The 17,799-nt window shown below is 64.5% G+C and carries 19 protein-coding genes; 10 read left to right on the top strand and 9 right to left on the bottom strand.

Annotation, left to right across the window (positions count from 1 at the left end):
* Nucleotides 1–46: 46 nt before the first annotated feature.
* Complete coding sequence (locus I6F31_RS01685) at nt 47–1,288, bottom strand: MFS transporter (protein ID WP_225173678.1); 1,242 nt, start codon at nt 1,286–1,288, stop codon at nt 47–49.
* A gap of 342 nt (nt 1,289–1,630) precedes the next feature.
* Here I6F31_RS01685 and I6F31_RS01680 point away from each other — a divergent pair, with 342 nt between their 5' ends.
* Together I6F31_RS01680 and I6F31_RS01675 are read left to right on the top strand one after the other, a co-directional pair.
* Nucleotides 1,631–1,855: a hypothetical protein gene (locus tag I6F31_RS01680; protein WP_225173679.1), complete on the top strand. Its 225-nt coding sequence runs from the start codon at nt 1,631–1,633 to the stop codon at nt 1,853–1,855.
* 172 nt (nt 1,856–2,027) lie between these two features.
* On the top strand, nt 2,028–2,210 hold the full coding sequence (locus I6F31_RS01675) for a hypothetical protein (RefSeq protein ID WP_036037914.1): 183 nt from the start codon (nt 2,028–2,030) through the stop codon (nt 2,208–2,210).
* A gap of 113 nt (nt 2,211–2,323) precedes the next feature.
* Here the strand turns inward: I6F31_RS01675 and I6F31_RS01670 are convergent, their stop codons facing one another.
* A complete protein-coding gene (locus tag I6F31_RS01670; protein WP_036026046.1) occupies nt 2,324–2,593 on the bottom strand; it encodes an HGGxSTG domain-containing protein in 270 nt (89 codons plus the stop codon).
* A complete protein-coding gene (locus I6F31_RS01665) occupies nt 2,590–3,234 on the bottom strand; it encodes a hypothetical protein (RefSeq protein WP_225184588.1) in 645 nt (214 codons plus the stop codon). Before I6F31_RS01665 ends, I6F31_RS01670 begins: the two co-directional genes overlap by 4 nt.
* A gap of 429 nt (nt 3,235–3,663) precedes the next feature.
* Here I6F31_RS01665 and I6F31_RS01660 point away from each other — a divergent pair, with 429 nt between their 5' ends.
* Entirely contained in the window at nt 3,664–4,647 is a 984-nt protein-coding gene (locus tag I6F31_RS01660) for a tripartite tricarboxylate transporter substrate binding protein (RefSeq protein ID WP_225112708.1), read from the top strand.
* An 11-nt stretch (nt 4,648–4,658) separates the two neighbouring features.
* Here I6F31_RS01660 and I6F31_RS01655 read toward each other — a convergent pair whose 3' ends face one another.
* On the bottom strand, nt 4,659–5,117 hold the full coding sequence (locus tag I6F31_RS01655; protein ID WP_225171694.1) for an NUDIX domain-containing protein: 459 nt from the start codon (nt 5,115–5,117) through the stop codon (nt 4,659–4,661).
* 106 nt (nt 5,118–5,223) lie between these two features.
* Here I6F31_RS01655 and I6F31_RS01650 point away from each other — a divergent pair, with 106 nt between their 5' ends.
* Nucleotides 5,224–6,282, top strand: coding sequence for a DUF1236 domain-containing protein (locus I6F31_RS01650; RefSeq protein WP_225184587.1), 1,059 nt, complete (start codon nt 5,224–5,226; stop codon nt 6,280–6,282).
* Between the two features lie 43 nt (nt 6,283–6,325).
* Here I6F31_RS01650 and I6F31_RS01645 read toward each other — a convergent pair whose 3' ends face one another.
* The gene (locus tag I6F31_RS01645) at nt 6,326–7,288 is read right to left on the bottom strand and encodes a lytic transglycosylase domain-containing protein (protein WP_225184586.1); all 963 of its coding nucleotides are present in this window, start codon (nt 7,286–7,288) and stop codon (nt 6,326–6,328) included.
* Nucleotides 7,289–7,472: 184 nt separating this feature from the next.
* Here I6F31_RS01645 and I6F31_RS01640 point away from each other — a divergent pair, with 184 nt between their 5' ends.
* Nucleotides 7,473–8,504 (top strand): L,D-transpeptidase family protein, encoded by a 1,032-nt coding sequence (locus tag I6F31_RS01640; protein ID WP_225185122.1) that lies wholly within the window; start codon nt 7,473–7,475, stop codon nt 8,502–8,504.
* Here the strand turns inward: I6F31_RS01640 and I6F31_RS01635 are convergent.
* The 3 genes from I6F31_RS01635 to I6F31_RS01625 form a co-directional block, all read right to left on the bottom strand.
* Nucleotides 8,501–8,776, bottom strand: a complete 276-nt coding sequence (locus I6F31_RS01635; RefSeq protein ID WP_036004252.1) for a hypothetical protein — start codon at nt 8,774–8,776, stop codon at nt 8,501–8,503. The genes I6F31_RS01640 and I6F31_RS01635 overlap by 4 nt on opposite strands.
* Nucleotides 8,777–8,852: 76 nt before the next feature.
* Nucleotides 8,853–9,710 (bottom strand): VOC family protein, encoded by an 858-nt coding sequence (locus tag I6F31_RS01630; RefSeq protein WP_225184585.1) that lies wholly within the window; start codon nt 9,708–9,710, stop codon nt 8,853–8,855.
* Between the two features lie 143 nt (nt 9,711–9,853).
* Nucleotides 9,854–11,044 carry a urate hydroxylase PuuD gene (locus I6F31_RS01625; protein ID WP_225155738.1) on the bottom strand — a complete coding sequence of 397 codons (1,191 nt, stop codon included), beginning with the start codon at nt 11,042–11,044 and terminating at the stop codon, nt 9,854–9,856.
* A 236-nt stretch (nt 11,045–11,280) separates the two neighbouring features.
* Between I6F31_RS01625 and I6F31_RS01620 the strand changes: the two genes are divergently transcribed.
* The gene (locus I6F31_RS01620; RefSeq protein ID WP_225185121.1) at nt 11,281–12,621 is read left to right on the top strand and encodes a sorbosone dehydrogenase family protein; all 1,341 of its coding nucleotides are present in this window, start codon (nt 11,281–11,283) and stop codon (nt 12,619–12,621) included.
* Between the two features lie 157 nt (nt 12,622–12,778).
* On the opposite strand, the gene I6F31_RS01615 is transcribed toward I6F31_RS01620, so the two are convergent.
* Nucleotides 12,779–13,579: an SDR family NAD(P)-dependent oxidoreductase gene (locus I6F31_RS01615; RefSeq protein ID WP_036037896.1), complete on the bottom strand. Its 801-nt coding sequence runs from the start codon at nt 13,577–13,579 to the stop codon at nt 12,779–12,781.
* Between the two features lie 243 nt (nt 13,580–13,822).
* Between I6F31_RS01615 and I6F31_RS01610 the strand changes: the two genes are divergently transcribed.
* The 4 genes from I6F31_RS01610 to cyoD are packed head-to-tail and all read left to right on the top strand — an operon-like array spanning nt 13,823 to nt 17,670.
* Entirely contained in the window at nt 13,823–14,656 is an 834-nt protein-coding gene (locus I6F31_RS01610; protein WP_225127494.1) for a cytochrome ubiquinol oxidase subunit II, read from the top strand.
* On the top strand, nt 14,646–16,646 hold the full coding sequence (cyoB, locus tag I6F31_RS01605; RefSeq protein ID WP_225185120.1) for a cytochrome o ubiquinol oxidase subunit I: 2,001 nt from the start codon (nt 14,646–14,648) through the stop codon (nt 16,644–16,646). Before I6F31_RS01610 ends, cyoB begins: the two co-directional genes overlap by 11 nt.
* Nucleotides 16,646–17,287: a cytochrome (ubi)quinol oxidase subunit III gene (locus I6F31_RS01600; RefSeq protein ID WP_036004283.1), complete on the top strand. Its 642-nt coding sequence runs from the start codon at nt 16,646–16,648 to the stop codon at nt 17,285–17,287. Before cyoB ends, I6F31_RS01600 begins: the two co-directional genes overlap by 1 nt.
* The gene (gene cyoD / locus I6F31_RS01595) at nt 17,284–17,670 is read left to right on the top strand and encodes a cytochrome o ubiquinol oxidase subunit IV (protein WP_036026014.1); all 387 of its coding nucleotides are present in this window, start codon (nt 17,284–17,286) and stop codon (nt 17,668–17,670) included. The genes I6F31_RS01600 and cyoD overlap by 4 nt, the downstream gene beginning before the upstream one ends.
* Nucleotides 17,671–17,799: the final 129 nt, after the last annotated feature.

Here is a 17,799-nt window from a genome sequence, read left to right as displayed (position 1 = left end):
GGATGGCGGCGCAGCATCTCCTGCACTTCCGCATTTCGCAAGGGGCTCAGACGCGCTGCGTGTAGATCAAGAAAATCAGCACGCCGAGCGCCAGCGCCGCCGCCATGAACAGCAGCACCGCCGGCAGCCCCGCGAGCGCGGCCACCGCGCCGGTGACGGATTGCATCAGCGCAGTGCCGAGAAAGAAGGCGAGATTGACGGCCGCAAGCGCCTTGCCGGCGACCTGCGCATCGACCAGTTGCCTGGACATGCCGAACAGCAGCGGCTGCGCCGAGGTGAATAGCCCGATGAGCACGAACAATGCCAGATCGTAGGAGGGCGGCATGACGTTCACGCCGAACAGCCATGCAACGGCGAAGTGCGGCGCTCCCAGCGCCATCAGCGCGAGCAGTAGCGCCGCGATCGCATGCGTGCCGGCGACCAGCTCGCGGCGGCGGCCGAGCCTGCGGTCGATCATGCCGACGAGCAGCGGGCCTGCGATCATCGCCAGCGTGAACGCGCCGAGCTGGTTGCCGGCCTCGATCCGCGTCAGGCCCTTGATCTCCATCAGCCAGGGTCCTCCCCACAGGCCGCGCAGCACCAGCGTGCTCGCCAGCGACACCATCGCCAGCGCGATCACGCCGCGCAGCGGCCGTGACAGGCCGAGCCTGACCACATCGATCATCTGCGACAGCGGCGAGGACTCGTCCTTGTGCTCGGCCGGCTGGTGCGGCACCAGTACGAACACCGCCAGCGCGACGAGGATGCCGCCGATTGCGGAGATCCAGAACCCGGCGCGCCAGCCGTAAGTATCGATCACGAAAGCGAGCGGGCTCGCCGACAGCAGCATGCCGATGTTGCCGATCGAGAGGATGGCGCCCGACCACAATCCGAATCGCGCCGCCGACAATTGCTTGGCTGCGAGCGTCATCGGGCACATCAGCATGCCCGAGGTGGCGACGCCGAGCAGCAGTTGCCCGACGGCGAAGCTCTCGGGCCCCGTCGCAAACCCCGAGGCCATCGCGCCGAACACGGTTCCCGCCAGCAGGGCGAGCGACACCGGCCGCACGCCGAACCGGTCCATCGCCGCGCCGACCGGGATCTGCGAGGCTGCAAAGGCAAAGTGGTAGACCGACGTGAGGCTCGCCAGCGCCTGCGGCTCGATGTGGAAATCCGCCGCCATCAAATCGAGGCTCACCGCCGGGATGGTGCGCAGCAGGGTCGACAGCATGTGGCCGCAGGCGAGCGCGACCAGCGCGAAGATCAGCGCGCGGGTGGCGGTGCCCGCGTCGTCGTCGGCATTGGTCATGAGCGTCCCGTCCCGAGAAGGTTTTAGGGTGGGTTACAGGATTGAGGGGGCGGGTGCCAATGGCGGCAGCGCGCCCCCCTCATGCCGGAATGTGACCTCGGACTGATACTCGACCTCTCGAGCAATGACATTGCCGAGAGGCTAGCCGCATTGCAACGCACCACCTTCGAGACGGCACTCAGCTGGTAGGGGGTCATGGCGTTGCGCCGCGGGGATAAAGTGTTGTGGGTGTCTCCGCGGTGCGCGCGACGGTTGCATCATCTTCGCTCTTGGGAGCTTCCGTGGCGGACGTAGGAACAAAGGAGACATCGTCTCTCTTACCTAGGTTAGGGAGACCTGATCATGCTGTCCTCGAGACCACCACGGCCCATCCGCACAACGCTCGATCTTGCGAGCGCCGAGCAGGTCAAGTCGGTCCGCAGGCGGCTTCGCATCTCCAATGCCGATCTGGTCAGGATCGTCGACAAGATCGGCAACTCTCTGGCGGCCATCGAGAAGGAAGTGGAGCTCGAAAAGCTGGCCGTTCAGCAAGGTAGTGCCAGGGACGCAGCGACGACCCTCGAATGAATCCAACCCATCACGTGGGAAAGGAGAATTGCGATGAACAGTCTGATCTACCTCATAGGGCTCATCGTTGTGATCGCCGTCATTCTTTCGTTCTTCGGCTTGCGATGACCCGCCACGGCCCGGCAGGCGACCGCCGCGCCGGTGAAGTCATTCTTAATGTCGCGTGCAGCAAATGGTTGATGCGCACCAGGTCAATACCATCATAGCGACGACGCTTTGTGCGTTCTTCGAGCGGCTTCCCGACGCTCAAATCGGCACTGAGGAAGCCAAGCTGCTGGCCAAGCAAATCACTGAAGCGCTGAACGCAGCTGGGCTGCAGATTGTCCCTGTGGCTCCGGCAAATACACGGCCCTAGTTGTATGGCTGCGGCACCGAGCTTTTTGGCTTAAGGCTCCATCAGAGCTTCGTTTTCTTGAGGTCATGTCTCGCGCCGGAATGGCGTCATCCGCGTCGCTCCTGGGCCGCAATCTATTTCAACTCGATCAGCAGCTTCCAAGCGTCCTCCAGCAAGGCCTTCATCCGGTGTCGCTCGGCGCGGGCGTCCGGTGTGCACATTCCATGTTGATATGCATTCCGGTTGCCCTTCGGAGCGCCCGATCTTGGCGCGCCGCCATGCATGCGGCAGCGGCGCTTGCCGTGCACGGCTGGCGCGCGGCACGCGAGACCGCGGCGCGTCTGCGCCCCGCAGCGCGGGCTCGACTGCATTGCATCGGTATGACGGATGTGATCGCCGGTCATACGCAGGCGCCACTCGTATGGACCTCGCGGCCTGCGCCCGTTTCTGCATTCGAAGTCGTCTCCATTGCGCCAGCCTCCGCAATGATCATGCTGGCATGCTGCGTGACGTTGCCCACGATCGCCCGTCCGCCGTCCTGCACCGACAAATTCTGCACCGTGATCGCGCGCTCGTCGCTGTTGCGGTGGCGGTTCAGCGCTTCGACCTGGGCGGCGAAGGTGCGGGAGAGCCGGGTCAAGGCGCGGGCGATGCCCTCCTGCTGCGTCAGATCGTCGGTGCAGGCGAGACGGCAGGCACAGCGCATCGCCGCCATGTGCACCGACACCATCGGGGAGACCAGCAAGGCCTCGATGGAATCCTTCGGCGCGATGCTCCTGATGGTCGAGATCATGAAGGCGAGATTGGCCTCATCCGGCTTCTGCCCGACCACGCTGGCCTTGACCAATTGCCTCAATATGCCGTGCATCGCGTCGCGGTCGGCGGCGCCGAGCGCCTCGGCCAGCAGCCGCTCGCCGGCCTGTGGGTCGGGATGGCGGATTGCAATGCGCCGCTTGTAGAGTTTTACGCGCGGGGTCGCGGCGGGGACGCTGCGATCGGATGCCGCGAGCGGCGAGGGGATGTGGCGTTCGAGAGCTGTCGTCATGGGCATGTGTCCTTTGAGCGCGCAAGCGCGAACGGCCGTTCGCCGCTGCGCGCGAATGCGGATTTTGGAATGTCGATGAAGGGTTTAGACGCAACCGCGTCGGCACGGGTCCGGACCGGCAGGCCGTGACGCTCGCGACTGTTGCGATGATGGCATTATGGCACTGTTTTGCCCGACGCGACAGAATTTATTTCGTAAATCCGAAAAATTTCCTCGGCCCTGCGCAAGCCTTTGTTCTGAAAGAGGCGGTCTACTGTGCATGGGGTTGTTTTCGCACTTTTGTATTGGAAGCGGCACGCACGTGCCGTGCGGCGGAATGCCGGCGCTCAAACGCGATTGCGAAATCCGGCACGGCCGCTATTCATGACTTCTACGGCGTCGCACCAACAAGCATGCACAAGCGACGCCAAGAGGTCTGGGAGAGAACGAATGCAACGAACCGCCCGCCTGCTGGCAGTCATCGCAGCTCTATGCGCCTTGGCGCCGGCGACAGAGGCTCTCGCGCAGAAATATCCGTCGCGGCCGGTCAAGATCATGGTCGGCTTCAGTGCGGGCGGCCCGGTCGACGTCGTCGCGCGCATCATTGGCGACCGCTTGAGCAACAAGCTCGGCCAGCCCTTCGTGGTCGAGAACCGCGCCGGCGCCAACGGCATGATCGCGGCCGAAGCCGTCGCGCGCGCCGAGGCGGACGGCTACACCATGCTCGCGTGCAACTCGTCGACGATCACGCTGAACAAGACGCTGTTCAAGGACATCCGCTACGATCCGCAAGTCGACTTTGCGTCGCTCACCACGGTGGTCTCGGCGCCGCTCGTCCTCGTCGTCAATCCCGAGAATCCCAAGACGGCGAACGTCAAGTCGGTGGCCGATCTCGTCGCTGCGGCGAAGGCCGCGCCCGGCGCGCTCGCCTACGGCTCGGGCGGCAACGGCAATCTCGCCCATCTCGCCATGGAGCTGCTCAGCCAGAAGGCCGGCATCAAGCTGATCCATGTGCCCTATCGCGGCGGCTCGGCCGCCGAGGTCGGCATTCTCGCGCAGGAGGTGCTGGCGGTGTTCGATCCGCTCTCCGCCGTGCCGCTGGTCAAGGCCGGCAAGCTGCGCGCGCTGGCGGTGTCCTCGGCCGAGCGGCTGCCGGCGCTGCCCGACGTGCCGACCGTGGCGGAGGCCGGCTATCCCGGCTTCGACATCTCGTTCTGGGTCGGCTTCTTCATGCCCAAGGCAACGCCCGCGCCGATCCTGGAAACCCTGCATCGGGAGATCGTCGCCGCCGCCAAGGATCCCTCGGCCGAGGAGAAGCTCGGCGCGCAGGGCGTCGTCAGCGTGCTCAGCCCGGCCGACTACGCCGCGAAGATCGCCAAGGAGACCAAGGAGCTCGCGGAGGTGGTCGCGGCCGCGAACATCAAGGCGGAATAGGGCGCGACGCGCTATCTGCCGATCAGCAGCTTAAGCCGGTCGAGCAGCGGACGCTGTCCTGCATTGATCTTCTCCTGCGCCGCGTCGAGCGTGAACCATTCGGCGCGGTCGACTTCCGGAAAGGCCTGCCGCTTGCCGCTGCGCGGCGGCCATTCCATCTCGAACGTGTTGCTGCGAATGCTGCGCACGTCGAGATCGAGCTCGGCCGCGAAGGCGGTGACGAGCTTGCCCCCGCGCTGCCTGACCTGGCCGAGCGGGGTGAACGGCATGGAAAGCTCCTGTCCCAGCTCCTCGGCGAACTCCCGTCGCGCAGCGGCCTCTGCGTCATCTCCGTCCGCGTACTCGCCTTTCGGGATCGACCATGCGCCGAGATCCTTGTTGCGCCAGAACGGCCCTCCGGGATGGACCAGGAGCACCTCGATGTTCCCACGCTTGCGATAAGCGATGATCCCGGCACTCTTCGATGGCATTGCAGGTTCCGCAAAAAGAGCCGCGGCCTTCCCTCGGGAAAAAGTGGAACTGCGCGTCCTAGCGCAGGTTAGTAGCCAATGTTCATTTGATGAAAGGGAGTGAACCATGATCCGCCTGTTGGCAACCACCGCAATGGGGGTGGTGCTGGCGAGCGCCGCGTTTGCGCAATCGCCCAGCACGAATCCGCCGTCTCAGCAGACGCCGCAGTCCCAGTCGAACTCCACCGCGCCATCCACGACGTCGAGCGCGACCGACAAGCAGCAGACCACATCGCAACCGCAGCAATCCCCGTCGTCGGGAACGCCGGCCCAGACCACGCAGGCCAATCCACCATCGTCCGGCTCCGGCACCGCCGATACGGGCTCGACTGCGCAGTCGCAGAGCGGGACGGCGAATTCCAATGCAGCCGGTAACCAGCCTGCAACGCAGCAGAGTGCCAACCCGCCAGCTGCGAACACCAACCAGGCGCAGGACCGGTCCAATCCGCCGCCGGCCAGCAATCAAGCCCAGCAGGCACCGGCCGCATCTGGAACCAACCAGGCCCAGCAGGCACCGTCTGCGCCGACGAGCAACCAGGCGGCCGCCCAGACCGACGTCAACCTCAACAAGCAGCAGGAGACCAAGATCAGCGCGTCGATCTCGCACCTCAACGTGCGGCCGCTGACCAACGTCAATTTCGCGCTGAACGTCGGCACGGTGGTGCCGCGCGACGTGCACCTCTCGACGCTGCCGCCCGACGTCGTCGAGATCGTGCCGCAATATCGCGGCTACAGCTTTGCGCTGGTGAAAGATCAGATCGTCGTGGTCGATCCGGCGACCTACAAGATCGTGACGGTGCTGCCATACTCAGGCCAGTCCACGGCGACAACGACGACCACGCGCGAGCGTAGCGCCAGCAAGTTCTCGGATCGCGATCGCGAGGTGATCCGCAAGCATGCGAAAACCCGTACCGAGGGGCGCAAGGAAGTGCGGACCACCGGCAGCACAGCGCGTAGTGAGATCCGCGTCGGTGACCGTCTTCCCGAGAGCGTCGAGGTCGAGGAATTCCCGACCACGGTCTATCGCGATGCGCCGGGCTTGCGTGAATATCGCTACATCCACCGCGACACCCGGACCTATGTCATCGAGCCGCGCGAGCGGCGGGTGATCGAGGAGATCGACTAGGTCGATTTGGGTCGGAGCCGCCGCAAGCGAGCGGCTCCGATCGTTAGCCTGACGTCCGTTCGCGCGATGCGAGACGAACGGCGCGAGCCTTCGCGCTCTTTCCGGCCGCGCGTGCCGCGATCATGCTGCGGGCCTTGCCGGGAGCCGTGACATTCTTCCGCAACAGTGTGGCGAGCCGCTTGCGGGCGCCCTTCGTCGTCACGCGCGCCGTGACTTGCTCCGCCTTGCGAATGATGTTCGCAACCGAAGGCGTCAGGTTCACCGGAACCCAGGCGACGTCCTTGGCCTTCGAAAGACTGCCGATGCCTTCGCATGGCGCTTCGCGCGGCAGGTCGATGCGGATCGCGAGTGCCTCCGACCGTTCGGTCCAGTCTTCGGCCTTGGTACCGGTGATGATCCGGACATAGTCGCGCGTCTCACGCGGCAGCGCGCTCTGCCTGGCAAGCCATTTCTGGATGCGGCCAGGACCGGCATTGTAGGCCGCGGCAGCAAGGCCGAGATTGCCGAAATCGTCGCGCAGCTTGCGCAGGAATTTTGCCGACGCCGGCAGCGCCTTCATCGGATCGAAGGGATCGTCGAGCCCGACCTCGGCGGCCGTCCCCGGCATGAACTGCGCGACGCCCTGCGCGCCAGCATGGCTGACCTCGTTGGACTTGAAGCGGCTCTCCTGCCAGATCAGGCGCGCGAAGAACGGCACCGGAATGCCGCTGGATTCGGCGGCCTCGCGCAGCGCGTGACAAAATCGTTCGGTTGGCGAGGGCTCCGCCTGCACCACCGGCTCAACCGCGCGCGGTGGCTCGATCACCTGCTCGTAAGCCGCGTGCGCGTTGGCAAGCTCGATCGCTTGCACGCTGGCGACGAAGAGCTCGACCACCGGAACAAGTGACGAGGCATGATTGTTCTTGAGAACAGTGGTGTCGAAACGTGATGCTTGGCGGGATGTCGACGGATCGAGATCGCACATCAGAAGCAGAAACGCGGCGCAAGCCGCGACGACAAATCGCATTTGCTGGGAGAACCTCGAACTGTGGGATGAACGGCCAGCGATGCGCCGGCGATAGGAAGTTCTTAACCGTCCGATTGCGGCAAAGCTGCGATCTCGTCGGTTCCTTCGGTGTTACTACGGTGTTCCCGAAGCGAAACCATCCGCGGTTTTTGCGGGCCGTTTGCGAGTGGGATGCGCGATGACGATGCGATGGATACTAGGCGCGGTGATGTCGCTGTGGCTCGTCGCTCCGGCGCTCGCAGGCAATCTCGAGCCTGCTGCGGTGAATGACGCTGCGCGTCCTGCGAAGCCACCGGCCACCGACAAGCTGAATGCAGCCGTGGTGAAGCTTCAGGTGCTGCTCGATCGCGCGCATTATTCGCCCGGCGAGATTGACGGCAAGCTCGGCGAGAACGCGCAGAAGGCGCTCAAGGCGTTCGCGGAGCAGAACGGCATCGCATCCGACAAGGTTGTGGCGCCGGAGCTCTGGGACAAGCTGACCGCAGCGAGCGAGGGCCCGATCCTCGTCGACTACAAGATCACCGACGCCGACGTGAAGGGACCGTTCTTAAGGAAGCTGCCGGCCAAGCTCGATGACATGAAGTCGCTGGACGCGCTGAGCTACACCAGCCCGCTCGAAGGACTTGCCGAGAAATTCCACATGAGCGCGGATCTGCTCAAGGCACTCAATCCGGGCAAGACCTTCGACAAGGCCGGAGAGACGATCGTGGTTGCCAATGTTCCGGCGCGGCGCGAGCTGCCGCGCATTGCCCGGCTCGAAGTCGATAAGACCAACGGGACCTTGAAAGCGTTCGACGCAAGCGGCGCTCTGCTGGCGTTCTATCCGGCGTCAGTCGGCAGTCCGGATCGCCCGACGCCAACCGGAACGCTGAAGGTCACCGCCAGCCACGAGCTGCCGACCTACCGCTACAATCCCGACTACAAGTTCAAGAGCGTCAAGTCCAAGAGACCGTTCGACATCAAGCCGGGTCCGAACAATCCGGTGGGCGCATACTGGATCGGCCTGTCGGCGCAGGGCTACGGCATCCACGGAACGGCAGAGCCCGACAAGGTCAGCAAGTCGGCGTCGCACGGCTGCGTTCGGCTCACCAATTGGGACGCGCGTGTGCTCGGCGAGAACGTGAAGCGCGGCATGCCCGTCGTCTTCCTCGATGCGCCGACGGAATCCTCATCGAAGCGGCAGGGCACGCCCGCTGCGAAGCGTGCCGCGAACTAGTCCTTCGGAAAATCCTTCCGCATCGCGATCTCCGCGGCGTCGCCGGGCGACAGCACGTTTTGATCGAAGGCGGCCTGCGGCGTCGTCATGATGTCGTAGAGCGAGATGCCCTTGATCGGCTTGCCCATGAGCTCGCGGACGCATTCGGCGAGCGTGCCGTTGTAGACGAGATAGGGCGGCCCGCGATCCTTCTGCCGCTCGCCCTTCAGCGACGGCCATTTCTTCAGCTCGGCCGGCGCGTCATAGGCGATCGGCGATCCCTCTTTGAACATGCGTTTGGCCCCGGTGGCTTGATGGCCGGGAAGTCTACAGCCGCCGGGTAAACGCCCGTTAAAGAATTGGTTCAAATCAGCCGGCAATGAAGGCGAGCAGGGTGCCGTTGGCCTTGGCCGGCGGCACGCAGATCGCAGCTGCGCTCCGCACCGCGGCTGGCCCCAGCGCCTTCTCGGTCGCCGCGAGATCGCCGCTGACCAGCACCAGCGCGGCGCCACCGCGCTCTGAGAGGCCATTCAGCGACACGCCGGGATAGCGCTTGGCGAGTTGGTCCAGCGCCAGATAGACGAAGTCGGCGCGATCGCCGCCGGAGGGCACGATGACGGCGCCGTCCGCGTCGGTCTTCGCCTCGCGGTCGATCAGGCGGGCGAGATGCGCGGCCTCATTGGCGGGCTCCGGCGTTGCGATCAGCGTCTGCTTGATCCGCTTGGCCGCATTGGCGTGGGTCATCAGCTCGGGGATCCACACAGTCTCGCGGGTCTTGTGCTGGCAGGCGAAGATGCGCACGCCGCCCGGCGCTTCAGCCGTCGGCCACATGAAGGTGCGGAATTTCGCCGCCGAGATCGTGCCGTCTGGCAGCGTGACGGGGCGTTCGAAATCGGTCGGGCCGATCGGCTCCAGGCCCCGTGCACGGATCTCCTCGGCGCCGGCGGTGCTATCGACTGCGGTGAAAGCGATGCGCTCGATGCCCTCGCCATGGCGCTCGACGAAGGCGCGGGCCGGCGCATTGTGCTCGGTTGCCACGAGCACGCCGAGCAGCTCCATGTAGTCGGGGTCGAACATGATGGTGTAATTGCCGGTGCCCATATGTGCGCTGTGGGTGCCGCGCGGCGAGACCGTGAAGCCGAGTTGTCTGTAGTTCTCGGCGGCCTTGTCGAGGTCCTTCACCATGACGACGGCGTGGTCGATACCGATGACGTTCTTGAGGGCCACTGTTGTTATTCCCCGATTGCAAGCTGATTTTGCGCCGCGCCGGCGGCTGTCGGCCATGTCTACGCCGGATGGGCCGTCAAGTCATTTTCAATTCGGCGAGAGATGCGGAATTTCATTCCGCGCGATGCATCCTCCGACGCGCTTCAGCGCGCCTGCTCGAGGTAAGCCGCGAGGACGGCGCGCTCCTCGCCGGTCATCTCGGTGATGTTGCCGGGCGGCATGGAATTGGACCAGGCTGCGACCCGCCCGATCAGGCGAATGTTGCGATGGATGTGCTCGGGCGTGTCGAGCACAATGCCCTTCGGCGCGGTGACGATGCCGGCCCAGACCGGCTCGGCCGCGTGGCACATGCTGCAGCGGGACATCACGATCTCCTCGACATTGGCGGCCGTGACCGGCGCCGACAATGCGCCCGTCTTCACCTCGCGCGGTCCGGCGGCGGAGAGGAGGAGAATCGCAATCACGCCGGCCGCGGCCACGCCCCACACCCACCAGGGCGATTTGCGCCCGGCATGACGCTCGTTGAAGAAGTGGCGGATCACCGGCCCGAGCGCCAGGACGATCGCGACGATGATCCAGTTGAAGCGCGTGGCGTAGAGCAGGGGATAGTGGTTGCTGATCATCAGCACGACGACGGGAAGCGTCAGGTAATTGTTGTGGACCGAGCGTTCCTTGCTGGCCTTGCCGAGCTTGGGGTCAGGCGCCTGTCCGGCGATCAGGCTGGCCACGATCTTCTTCTGGTTCGGGATGATCAGCGTGAAGACGTTGGCCACCATGATGGTGCCGATGATCGCGCCGATCTGGTTGAAGGCGCCGCGTCCGCTCAGCACATGGGTGAAGGCGTAAGTGAGCGCGACCAGGAACAGATAGCCGCCGATGGCGAAGGGCAGTTCGCGCTGGGCGAGCCCGGTGCGGCAGGCGGCCTCATAGAGCAGCCACGCCAGCGCCAGGCTGCAGAAGCTGAACAGTCCGGCCTGGAATGATGTGAGGTCGAGGATCGACTTGTCGATCAGGAACAGGTCGGCCTCGAGATAATACACCACCACCATCAGCGCGAAGCCGGACAGCCAGGTGGTGTAGGCCTCCCATTTGAACCAGGTCAGCTCGTCCGGCATCTGGCTGGGCGCGACCAGGTATTTCATGATCCGGTAGAAGCCGCCGCCATGGACCTGCCAGGCCTCGCCCTGCACGCCGCCCGGCAGGTCGGCCTTCGGCTTCAGGCTGAGATCGAGGGCGATGAAATAGAAGGAACTGCCGATCCAGGCGATTGCGGCCACCACGTGCAGCCAGCGCAGCAGCAGGCTCGCCCATTCTGATATGACGGATCCCCACATGATCTCCTCATCCGGCGCGATCTGGATGCCGCAGCCTCCATGACCGTAACCGGCGATCGCCGCCCTCACAATGTGTCGCACCGTTCAACCGCATTTTCCAGTATGATGGACTGCGGCTGATGCACATCGTGCGGGCATGAACTGACGTGGGATTCGGCAGGCGCCAAACTCGCCGAGAGACCTTTTGCGGGTGATCGGCGTTGACGCACGACACGCCCAAGGCGGAGGACGACGAATTGAGCGACAGGATAACGTTCGTGGCGATGCTCGCAGCGCTGCTGGCTGCTGCTGCGGCGGCCGGCGCACACGCCGAGCCCGTGTTGCAGGGCAAGGACGCCTATGGCGATTGGCGCGCCGACAAGCCCGGCACGGTCAGGCTGATCCGGCCGCAGGATCTGGTCAGGCCCGGCGCCACGCGATCGGTTGCGAGCTCGTCGCGCGTGGTGCCGCGTCCGCCGGAAGCCCAGCTCCAGGTGCCGGCCGGCTTCAAGATCGAGCTGTTCGCCGAAGGCCTGCGCGCGCCGCGCATCATCCGCGTGGCGCCGAATGGCGACGTGTTCGTCGCGGAAATGCGCGCCGGCACCGTCCGGGTGCTGCGCGCGGGCGAAGGCGGCAAGGTCGCCACCAACGAGGTGTTCGCCAGCGGCCTGCGGCAGCCATTCGGCATCGCCTTCTTTCCGAATGGCGACAATCCGCAATGGGTCTATGTCGCCAACACCGACAGCGTCGTTCGCTTTCCCTACAAGGCCGGCGATCTCAAGGCGCGCGGCAAAGCGGAGACGGTTGTCGCAAGCCTGCCGGATGGGGGCCATTCCACCCGCGATATCGTCTTCACGCCCGACAACAAGCGTATGCTGGTGTCGGTGGGTTCGCTCAGCAACGTCGCCGAAGGCATGGGCACGCCGCCCGGCGGGATGGAGGCGTGGGCGAAGACGCAGCCGCTCGGCGCCACATGGGCCAGCGAGCTCGAGCGCGGCGCGGTGCTGGCCTTCAACCCTGACGGCAGGGAGCGAAAGATCCATGCCACCGGTATCCGCAACTGCGTCGGCCTCGCGATCCAGCCGCAGACCGGTCTGCCCTGGTGCTCGACCAATGAGCGCGACGGTCTCGGCGACGACCTCGTGCCCGATTACGTCACGAGCGTGAAGGAAGGCGCGTTCTACGGCTGGCCGTGGTTCTATATCGGTGGCAATGAAGACCCGCGCCATGCCGGCGCGCGGCCGGATCTCAAGGACAAGGTGACGGTGCCCGATGTGCTGATCCAGCCGCACTCGGCCTCACTCGGCATGACCTTCTACCAGGGCGCGCAGTTTCCGCCCGAATACCAGGGCGACGCCTTCGCCGCCCAGCACGGCTCCTGGAACAGGTCGAAACGCACCGGCTACAAGGTGATCCGCATCCGCATGAAGGACGGCAAGCCGACCGGCGAATACGAGGATTTCGTCACCGGGTTCGTCGTGAACGATACGGAAGTGTGGGGGCGCCCCGTGGGCGTCGCCGCGGCGAAGGATGGATCGCTGCTGATCTCGGAAGATGGCAACGGCACGATCTGGCGGGTGACAAGCGCGCCGCGGTGACGCTGCACCCTCTCCCCTTGTGGGAGAGGGTGGCTTCGCGAACGCGAAGCCGGGTGAGGGGTATCTATCGTCACGAGCAGTCTCAGGTGTAGAGAGAACCCCTCATCCGGCGCTTTGCGCCACCTACTCCCACAAGGGGAGAAGGAAGAAGAGCACCTCATCCTCGCCTCACGCTCGCACCGCCATCCACCGGCAGCGTCACGCCCGTGATGAAATTCGCCTCGTCGCTCGCCAGGAACAGCGCGGCGTTGGCGACGTCCCAGCCCGTACCCATCTTTCTGCGCAGCGGCACCTTGCTGTCGCGTTCGGCTTCGACCTCGGCGCGGGTCTTGTGCCATTCGCGGGCGCGGGTGTCGACGGCCATCGGCGTGTTCATCAGGCCGGGCAGGATGACGTTGGCGCGGATGCCGTATTCGGCGTTCTGGTAGGCGAGCTGTTCGGTGAAGGCGATCATCGCCGACTTCGTCGCCTTGTAGGCGACGTAAGGATAGGTGGTGATCGCGGCCATCGACGAGATGTTGATAATGGCGCCGCTTCTCTGCGCGCGCATGATCGGGATCACTTCCTTCGCCGCGAGAATGCAGCTCTTCAGATTGATCGCGACGACGCGATCGAACGCCTCCTCGGTTATTTGCAGCAGCTCGGCATCGCCACCGGCGAGGCTGACGCCGACATTGTTGTGCAGCACGTCGATACGCTCCCAGCGCGATTGCGCGTCCGCAACCATCGCCTTGATATCCGCAGCCTTGGTCACGTCCGCCTTGAAGGCCGCCGCCGTGCCGCCTTTCGCGGTGATCATCGTGACCGTCTCCTGCGCCGATTCCAGATGGTGGTCGACACACAAGACCTTGGCGCCCTCGCGCGCGAAGGTGAGCGCGGTGGCGCGGCCGTTGCCCATGCCTTCGCCGGGGCTTTGCCCGGCTCCGACGACGATCGCGACCTTGTCCTTCAAGCGCATCTCGGTTCACTCCCGTCCTTGTCATTATTTTCGTGCAGACTAGCAATCGCGCTCCTGGGAGAGAAGAGCGCGCTTTCCGCGTTCATGTCATTGACATCGCACGGAATTGCATGTGGCGGCCGGTCCATCGCGCATGGCTGGCCGTTGCGGTCCAGGAACCGTTCCGGCCTCGCAGCGTTTGTCGCGGAGCCTTTCCCGCGCTAGGCTCAGTCCCGGGGCTTCCCAACCACCAGTGGCTTGCCGATGAATCTGCTCGATCCGCAAGGGCCCGTGGCTGCGGCCAATAGAACTATTTTGGTCGATTCGGTCTTCATCATGCTCGTGATCGTGGTGCCGACCATTTTCGCGATTCTGGCTTTCGCGTTCTGGTTTCGCGCCTCGAATCCGAGGGCGCGCTACCAGCCGGAGTTCGTCTATTCCGGCCGCGTCGAGATGGTGGTGTGGTCTATTCCGGCGCTCACCGTGATCCTGCTCGGCGGCGTCGCCTGGATCGGCTCGCACCAGCTCGATCCCGCCGCGCCCGTGCCGGGCACCGGCAGCCCAGTGCGGATCCAGGCGGTCTCGCTCGACTGGAAATGGCTGTTCATCTATCCGGACCAGCGCATCGCCACCGTCAACACGCTGACGGTGCCGGCCGGCGCCGAGCTGAATTTCCAGCTGACGTCATCGAGCGTGATGAACACGTTCTTCATCCCGCAGCTCGGCAGCATGATCTACACCATGAACGGCATGGTGACGAAGCTGAACCTGCGCGCCGACAACGAAGGCAAGCTTCAGGGCCTGTCCGCGCATTTCTCCGGCGACGGTTTCCCGGACATGATGTTCGACGTCAACGTGATCTCGCCGCTCGCCTTCCCGGACTGGGTGGCGCATACGGCGAAGACGGACGCGGTGCTGAACGAGGACAGCTACAAGAAGCTGATGCAGCAGGGCATTGAGAAGGGCAGGCCGGTCTACCGCCTCGACGATCCGCGCCTGTTCGATTTGATCGCGACCCAGCACATTCCGCCGGGGCCCGGGCCGGCCCTCGCGTCCGAAGCAGGCCGGTCGCACAGTGGAGGCCATGATGCTCGGTAAGCTCGATTGGTCGGCCATCCCGCTCGACCAGCCGATTCCGCTCGTCGCCGGCGCGGTGGTGCTTGTCGCGATCCTCGGCGTGCTGGGCTGGGTCGTGGTGAAGGGACATCTGCCCTATCTCTGGCGCGAATGGATCACCAGCGTCGACCACAAGCGCATCGGTGTCATGTACATCCTGCTCGCCTCGGTCATGCTGCTGCGCGGCGGCAGCGACGCCATCATGATGCGGATCCAGCAGGCTGTGGCGTATCAGTCGCAGGGCTATCTGCCGCCGGAGCACTACAACCAGATCTTCTCCGCGCACGGCACCATCATGATCTTCTTCGTGGCGATGCCGTTCGTGATCGGGCTTATGAACCTCATCGTACCGCTCCAGCTCGGCGTGCGCGACGTCGCCTTCCCGACGCTCAATTCGGTCGGCTTCTGGCTGACGGCGACGGGTGCGCTCTTGGTCAATATCTCGCTCGTGGTCGGCGAATTCGCGCGCACCGGCTGGCTCGCCTTTCCGCCGCTGTCGCAACTGTCCTATTCGCCCGGCGTCGGCGTCGACTATTACGCCTGGTCGCTGCAGATTTCCGGCGTCGGCACGCTGGTGGCCGGCATCAATCTCGTCACCACCGTGCTGAAGCTGCGCACCAAGGGGATGAACTACCTGCGCATGCCGATGTTCTGCTGGACCACGCTGGCCTCGAACCTCCTCATCGTCGCGGCGTTCCCGATCCTTACCGCGACGCTGGCGATGCTGCTGCTCGACCGCTATCTCGGCTTCCACTTCTTCACCAACGAGGCCGGCGGCAACGTCATGATGTTCATGAACCTGATCTGGGCCTGGGGCCATCCCGAGGTCTACATCCTGGTGCTGCCCGCCTTCGGCATCTTCTCCGAGGTGGTCTCGACCTTCTCCGGCAAGGCGCTGTTCGGCTACCGCTCCATGGTGCTCGCGACCATGGCGATCTGTGTCGTCTCCTTCATGGTCTGGCTGCACCACTTCTTCACGATGGGCGCAGGTCCCAACGTCAATGCCATCTTCGGCATCGCCAGCATGATCATTGCGATACCGACCGGCGTGAAGATCTACAATTGGCTGTTCACAATGTATGGCGGCCGCATCCGTTTTGCGACACCGATGTTGTGGTCGGTCGGCTTCATGGTGACGTTCCTCATCGGCGGACTGACCGGCGTGCTGCTCGCGGTGCCGCCGGCCGACTTCATCCTCCACAACAGCATGTTCCTGGTGGCGCACTTCCACAACGTGATCATCGGCGGCGTGCTGTTCGGCGTTTTTGCCGGCTTCGAGTACTGGTTCCCGAAGGCGTTCGGGTTCCGTCTCGACGAACGCTGGGGCAAGGCCGCGTTCTGGTTCACCTTCATCGGTTTCTTCATAACCTTCATGCCGCTCTACATTGCCGGCATGCTCGGCATGACCCGGCGCATGCAGCACTACGACGTCGCGGCCTGGCGGCCCTGGATGATCGTTGCGGCGGTCGGCGTGGCGGTGCTGACGATCGGGGTGATCTGTCAGATCGTGCAGCTCGTCGTCAGCATCCGCAATCGCGAGGCGTTGCGCGACCGCACCGGTGATCCCTGGGACGGGCGCTCGCTGGAATGGGCAACCTCGTCGCCGCCGCCGGTGTTCAATTTCGCGTTCAACCCCGATGTGCGCGGCGAGGACGCCTATTGGGATATGAAGGCGCGCGCGAAGCAGCAATCGCTCGCGCATGAGACGCCGGATTATCAGGACATCGAGATGCCCCGGAATTCCCCGACCGGATTCGTCTGTGCCTTCTTCGCCACCATCATGGGATTCGCGCTGATCTGGCACATCTGGTGGATGGTGATCCTGGGCGGCTTGGGCGCTTGGGCGACCTTCGTCGTGTTCGCCTGGCGCGATCATGACGAATACGTCATTCCGGCCGAGGAGGTCGCCCGCATCGACCGCAGCAACATCGAGGAACGGCGCAACCTCGTCAGCATGGCGGGAGCAGTCTGATGGCGATGATCGCGACCGCAGGCCACGCGCACGCCGACCCCCATCATATCGGCCTCGTCATCGAGCATCCTGGCCCCGCGCCGAAGCGGATCGTGACCGCCTACGGCTTCTGGATCTTCCTGCTCTCTGACATCGTGATGTTCTCCTGCTTCTTCGCGGCCTATGCGGTGCTGTCAGGCCAGACCGCCGGCGGCCCCAAGGGCGCGGAGATCTTCGAGCAGAGGAACGTGGCGATCGAGACGGTCTGCCTGCTGTTGTCGAGCTTCACCTGCGGCATGGCCAGCATCGCCGCCGACGTGCGCAACCGGTTCTGGTTTTATCTTAGCATGACCGTGACCTGCGTGCTCGGGCTGATATTCCTCGTTCTCGAGTTTCGCGAATTTGCCGACCTCATCGCGCGCGGCTATGGCCCGTCACGCAGTGCGTTCCTGACCGCGTTCTTCTCGCTGGTCGGCTGCCATGGCCTTCACGTCTCCGCCGGCGTGCTGTGGCTTCTCACCATGATGGCCCAGGTGTTCGCCAAGGGCTTTCGCGCAGACATCTTGCGCCGGATGACGTGCTTTGCGCTGTTCTGGCACGCGCTCGACATCGTCTGGGTCGCAGTGTTCTCCGTCGTTTACCTGCTCGGGAGCGCGCCATGAGTGAGCAGACGCATGGGATGGTCAAACGCGACCTCGCGCCGGGCGAGGAAGAAGAGCATAGCGTCGGCGCGAGGATCCTCGGTTACGTCGTCGGGCTCGTGCTCGCGCTGCTGCTCACGGCGACGTCGTTCTTCATCGCCGGCACGGACCTGGTCTGGCAGCCCTCGATTCCCGTCGCGCTGATCGTGCTCGCGATCGCACAGATGGGCGTGCATCTGGTGTTCTTCCTGCACATCACCACCGGCCCCGATAACACCAACAACGTGCTGGCGCTCGCCTTCGGGCTGCTGGTGGTGTTCCTGGTGGTCGGCGGCACGGTCTGGATCATGGCGAATCTCAACGCCAACATGCCGCCGATGGACCAGATCATGCGGATGCAGTGACAGCCGCGCAAAAAGAAAGAGCCGCTTGCTTGTGACAAGCGGCCCAAGTCTAGGGAGGAAACGCCCAAGCAAAGACAATCGGCCGGAGCCGGATTGCTGCCAAGGAAACGCTCGCGCAAGGGCGCTTGC

The sequence above is a fragment of the Bradyrhizobium sp. NBAIM01 genome (assembly GCF_020194115.1).
Classification (GTDB): Bacteria; Pseudomonadota; Alphaproteobacteria; order Rhizobiales; family Xanthobacteraceae; genus Bradyrhizobium; species Bradyrhizobium yuanmingense.
Note: the sequence above shows the minus strand (reverse complement) of the source record. Positions and strands in the feature narration are given on the sequence as shown.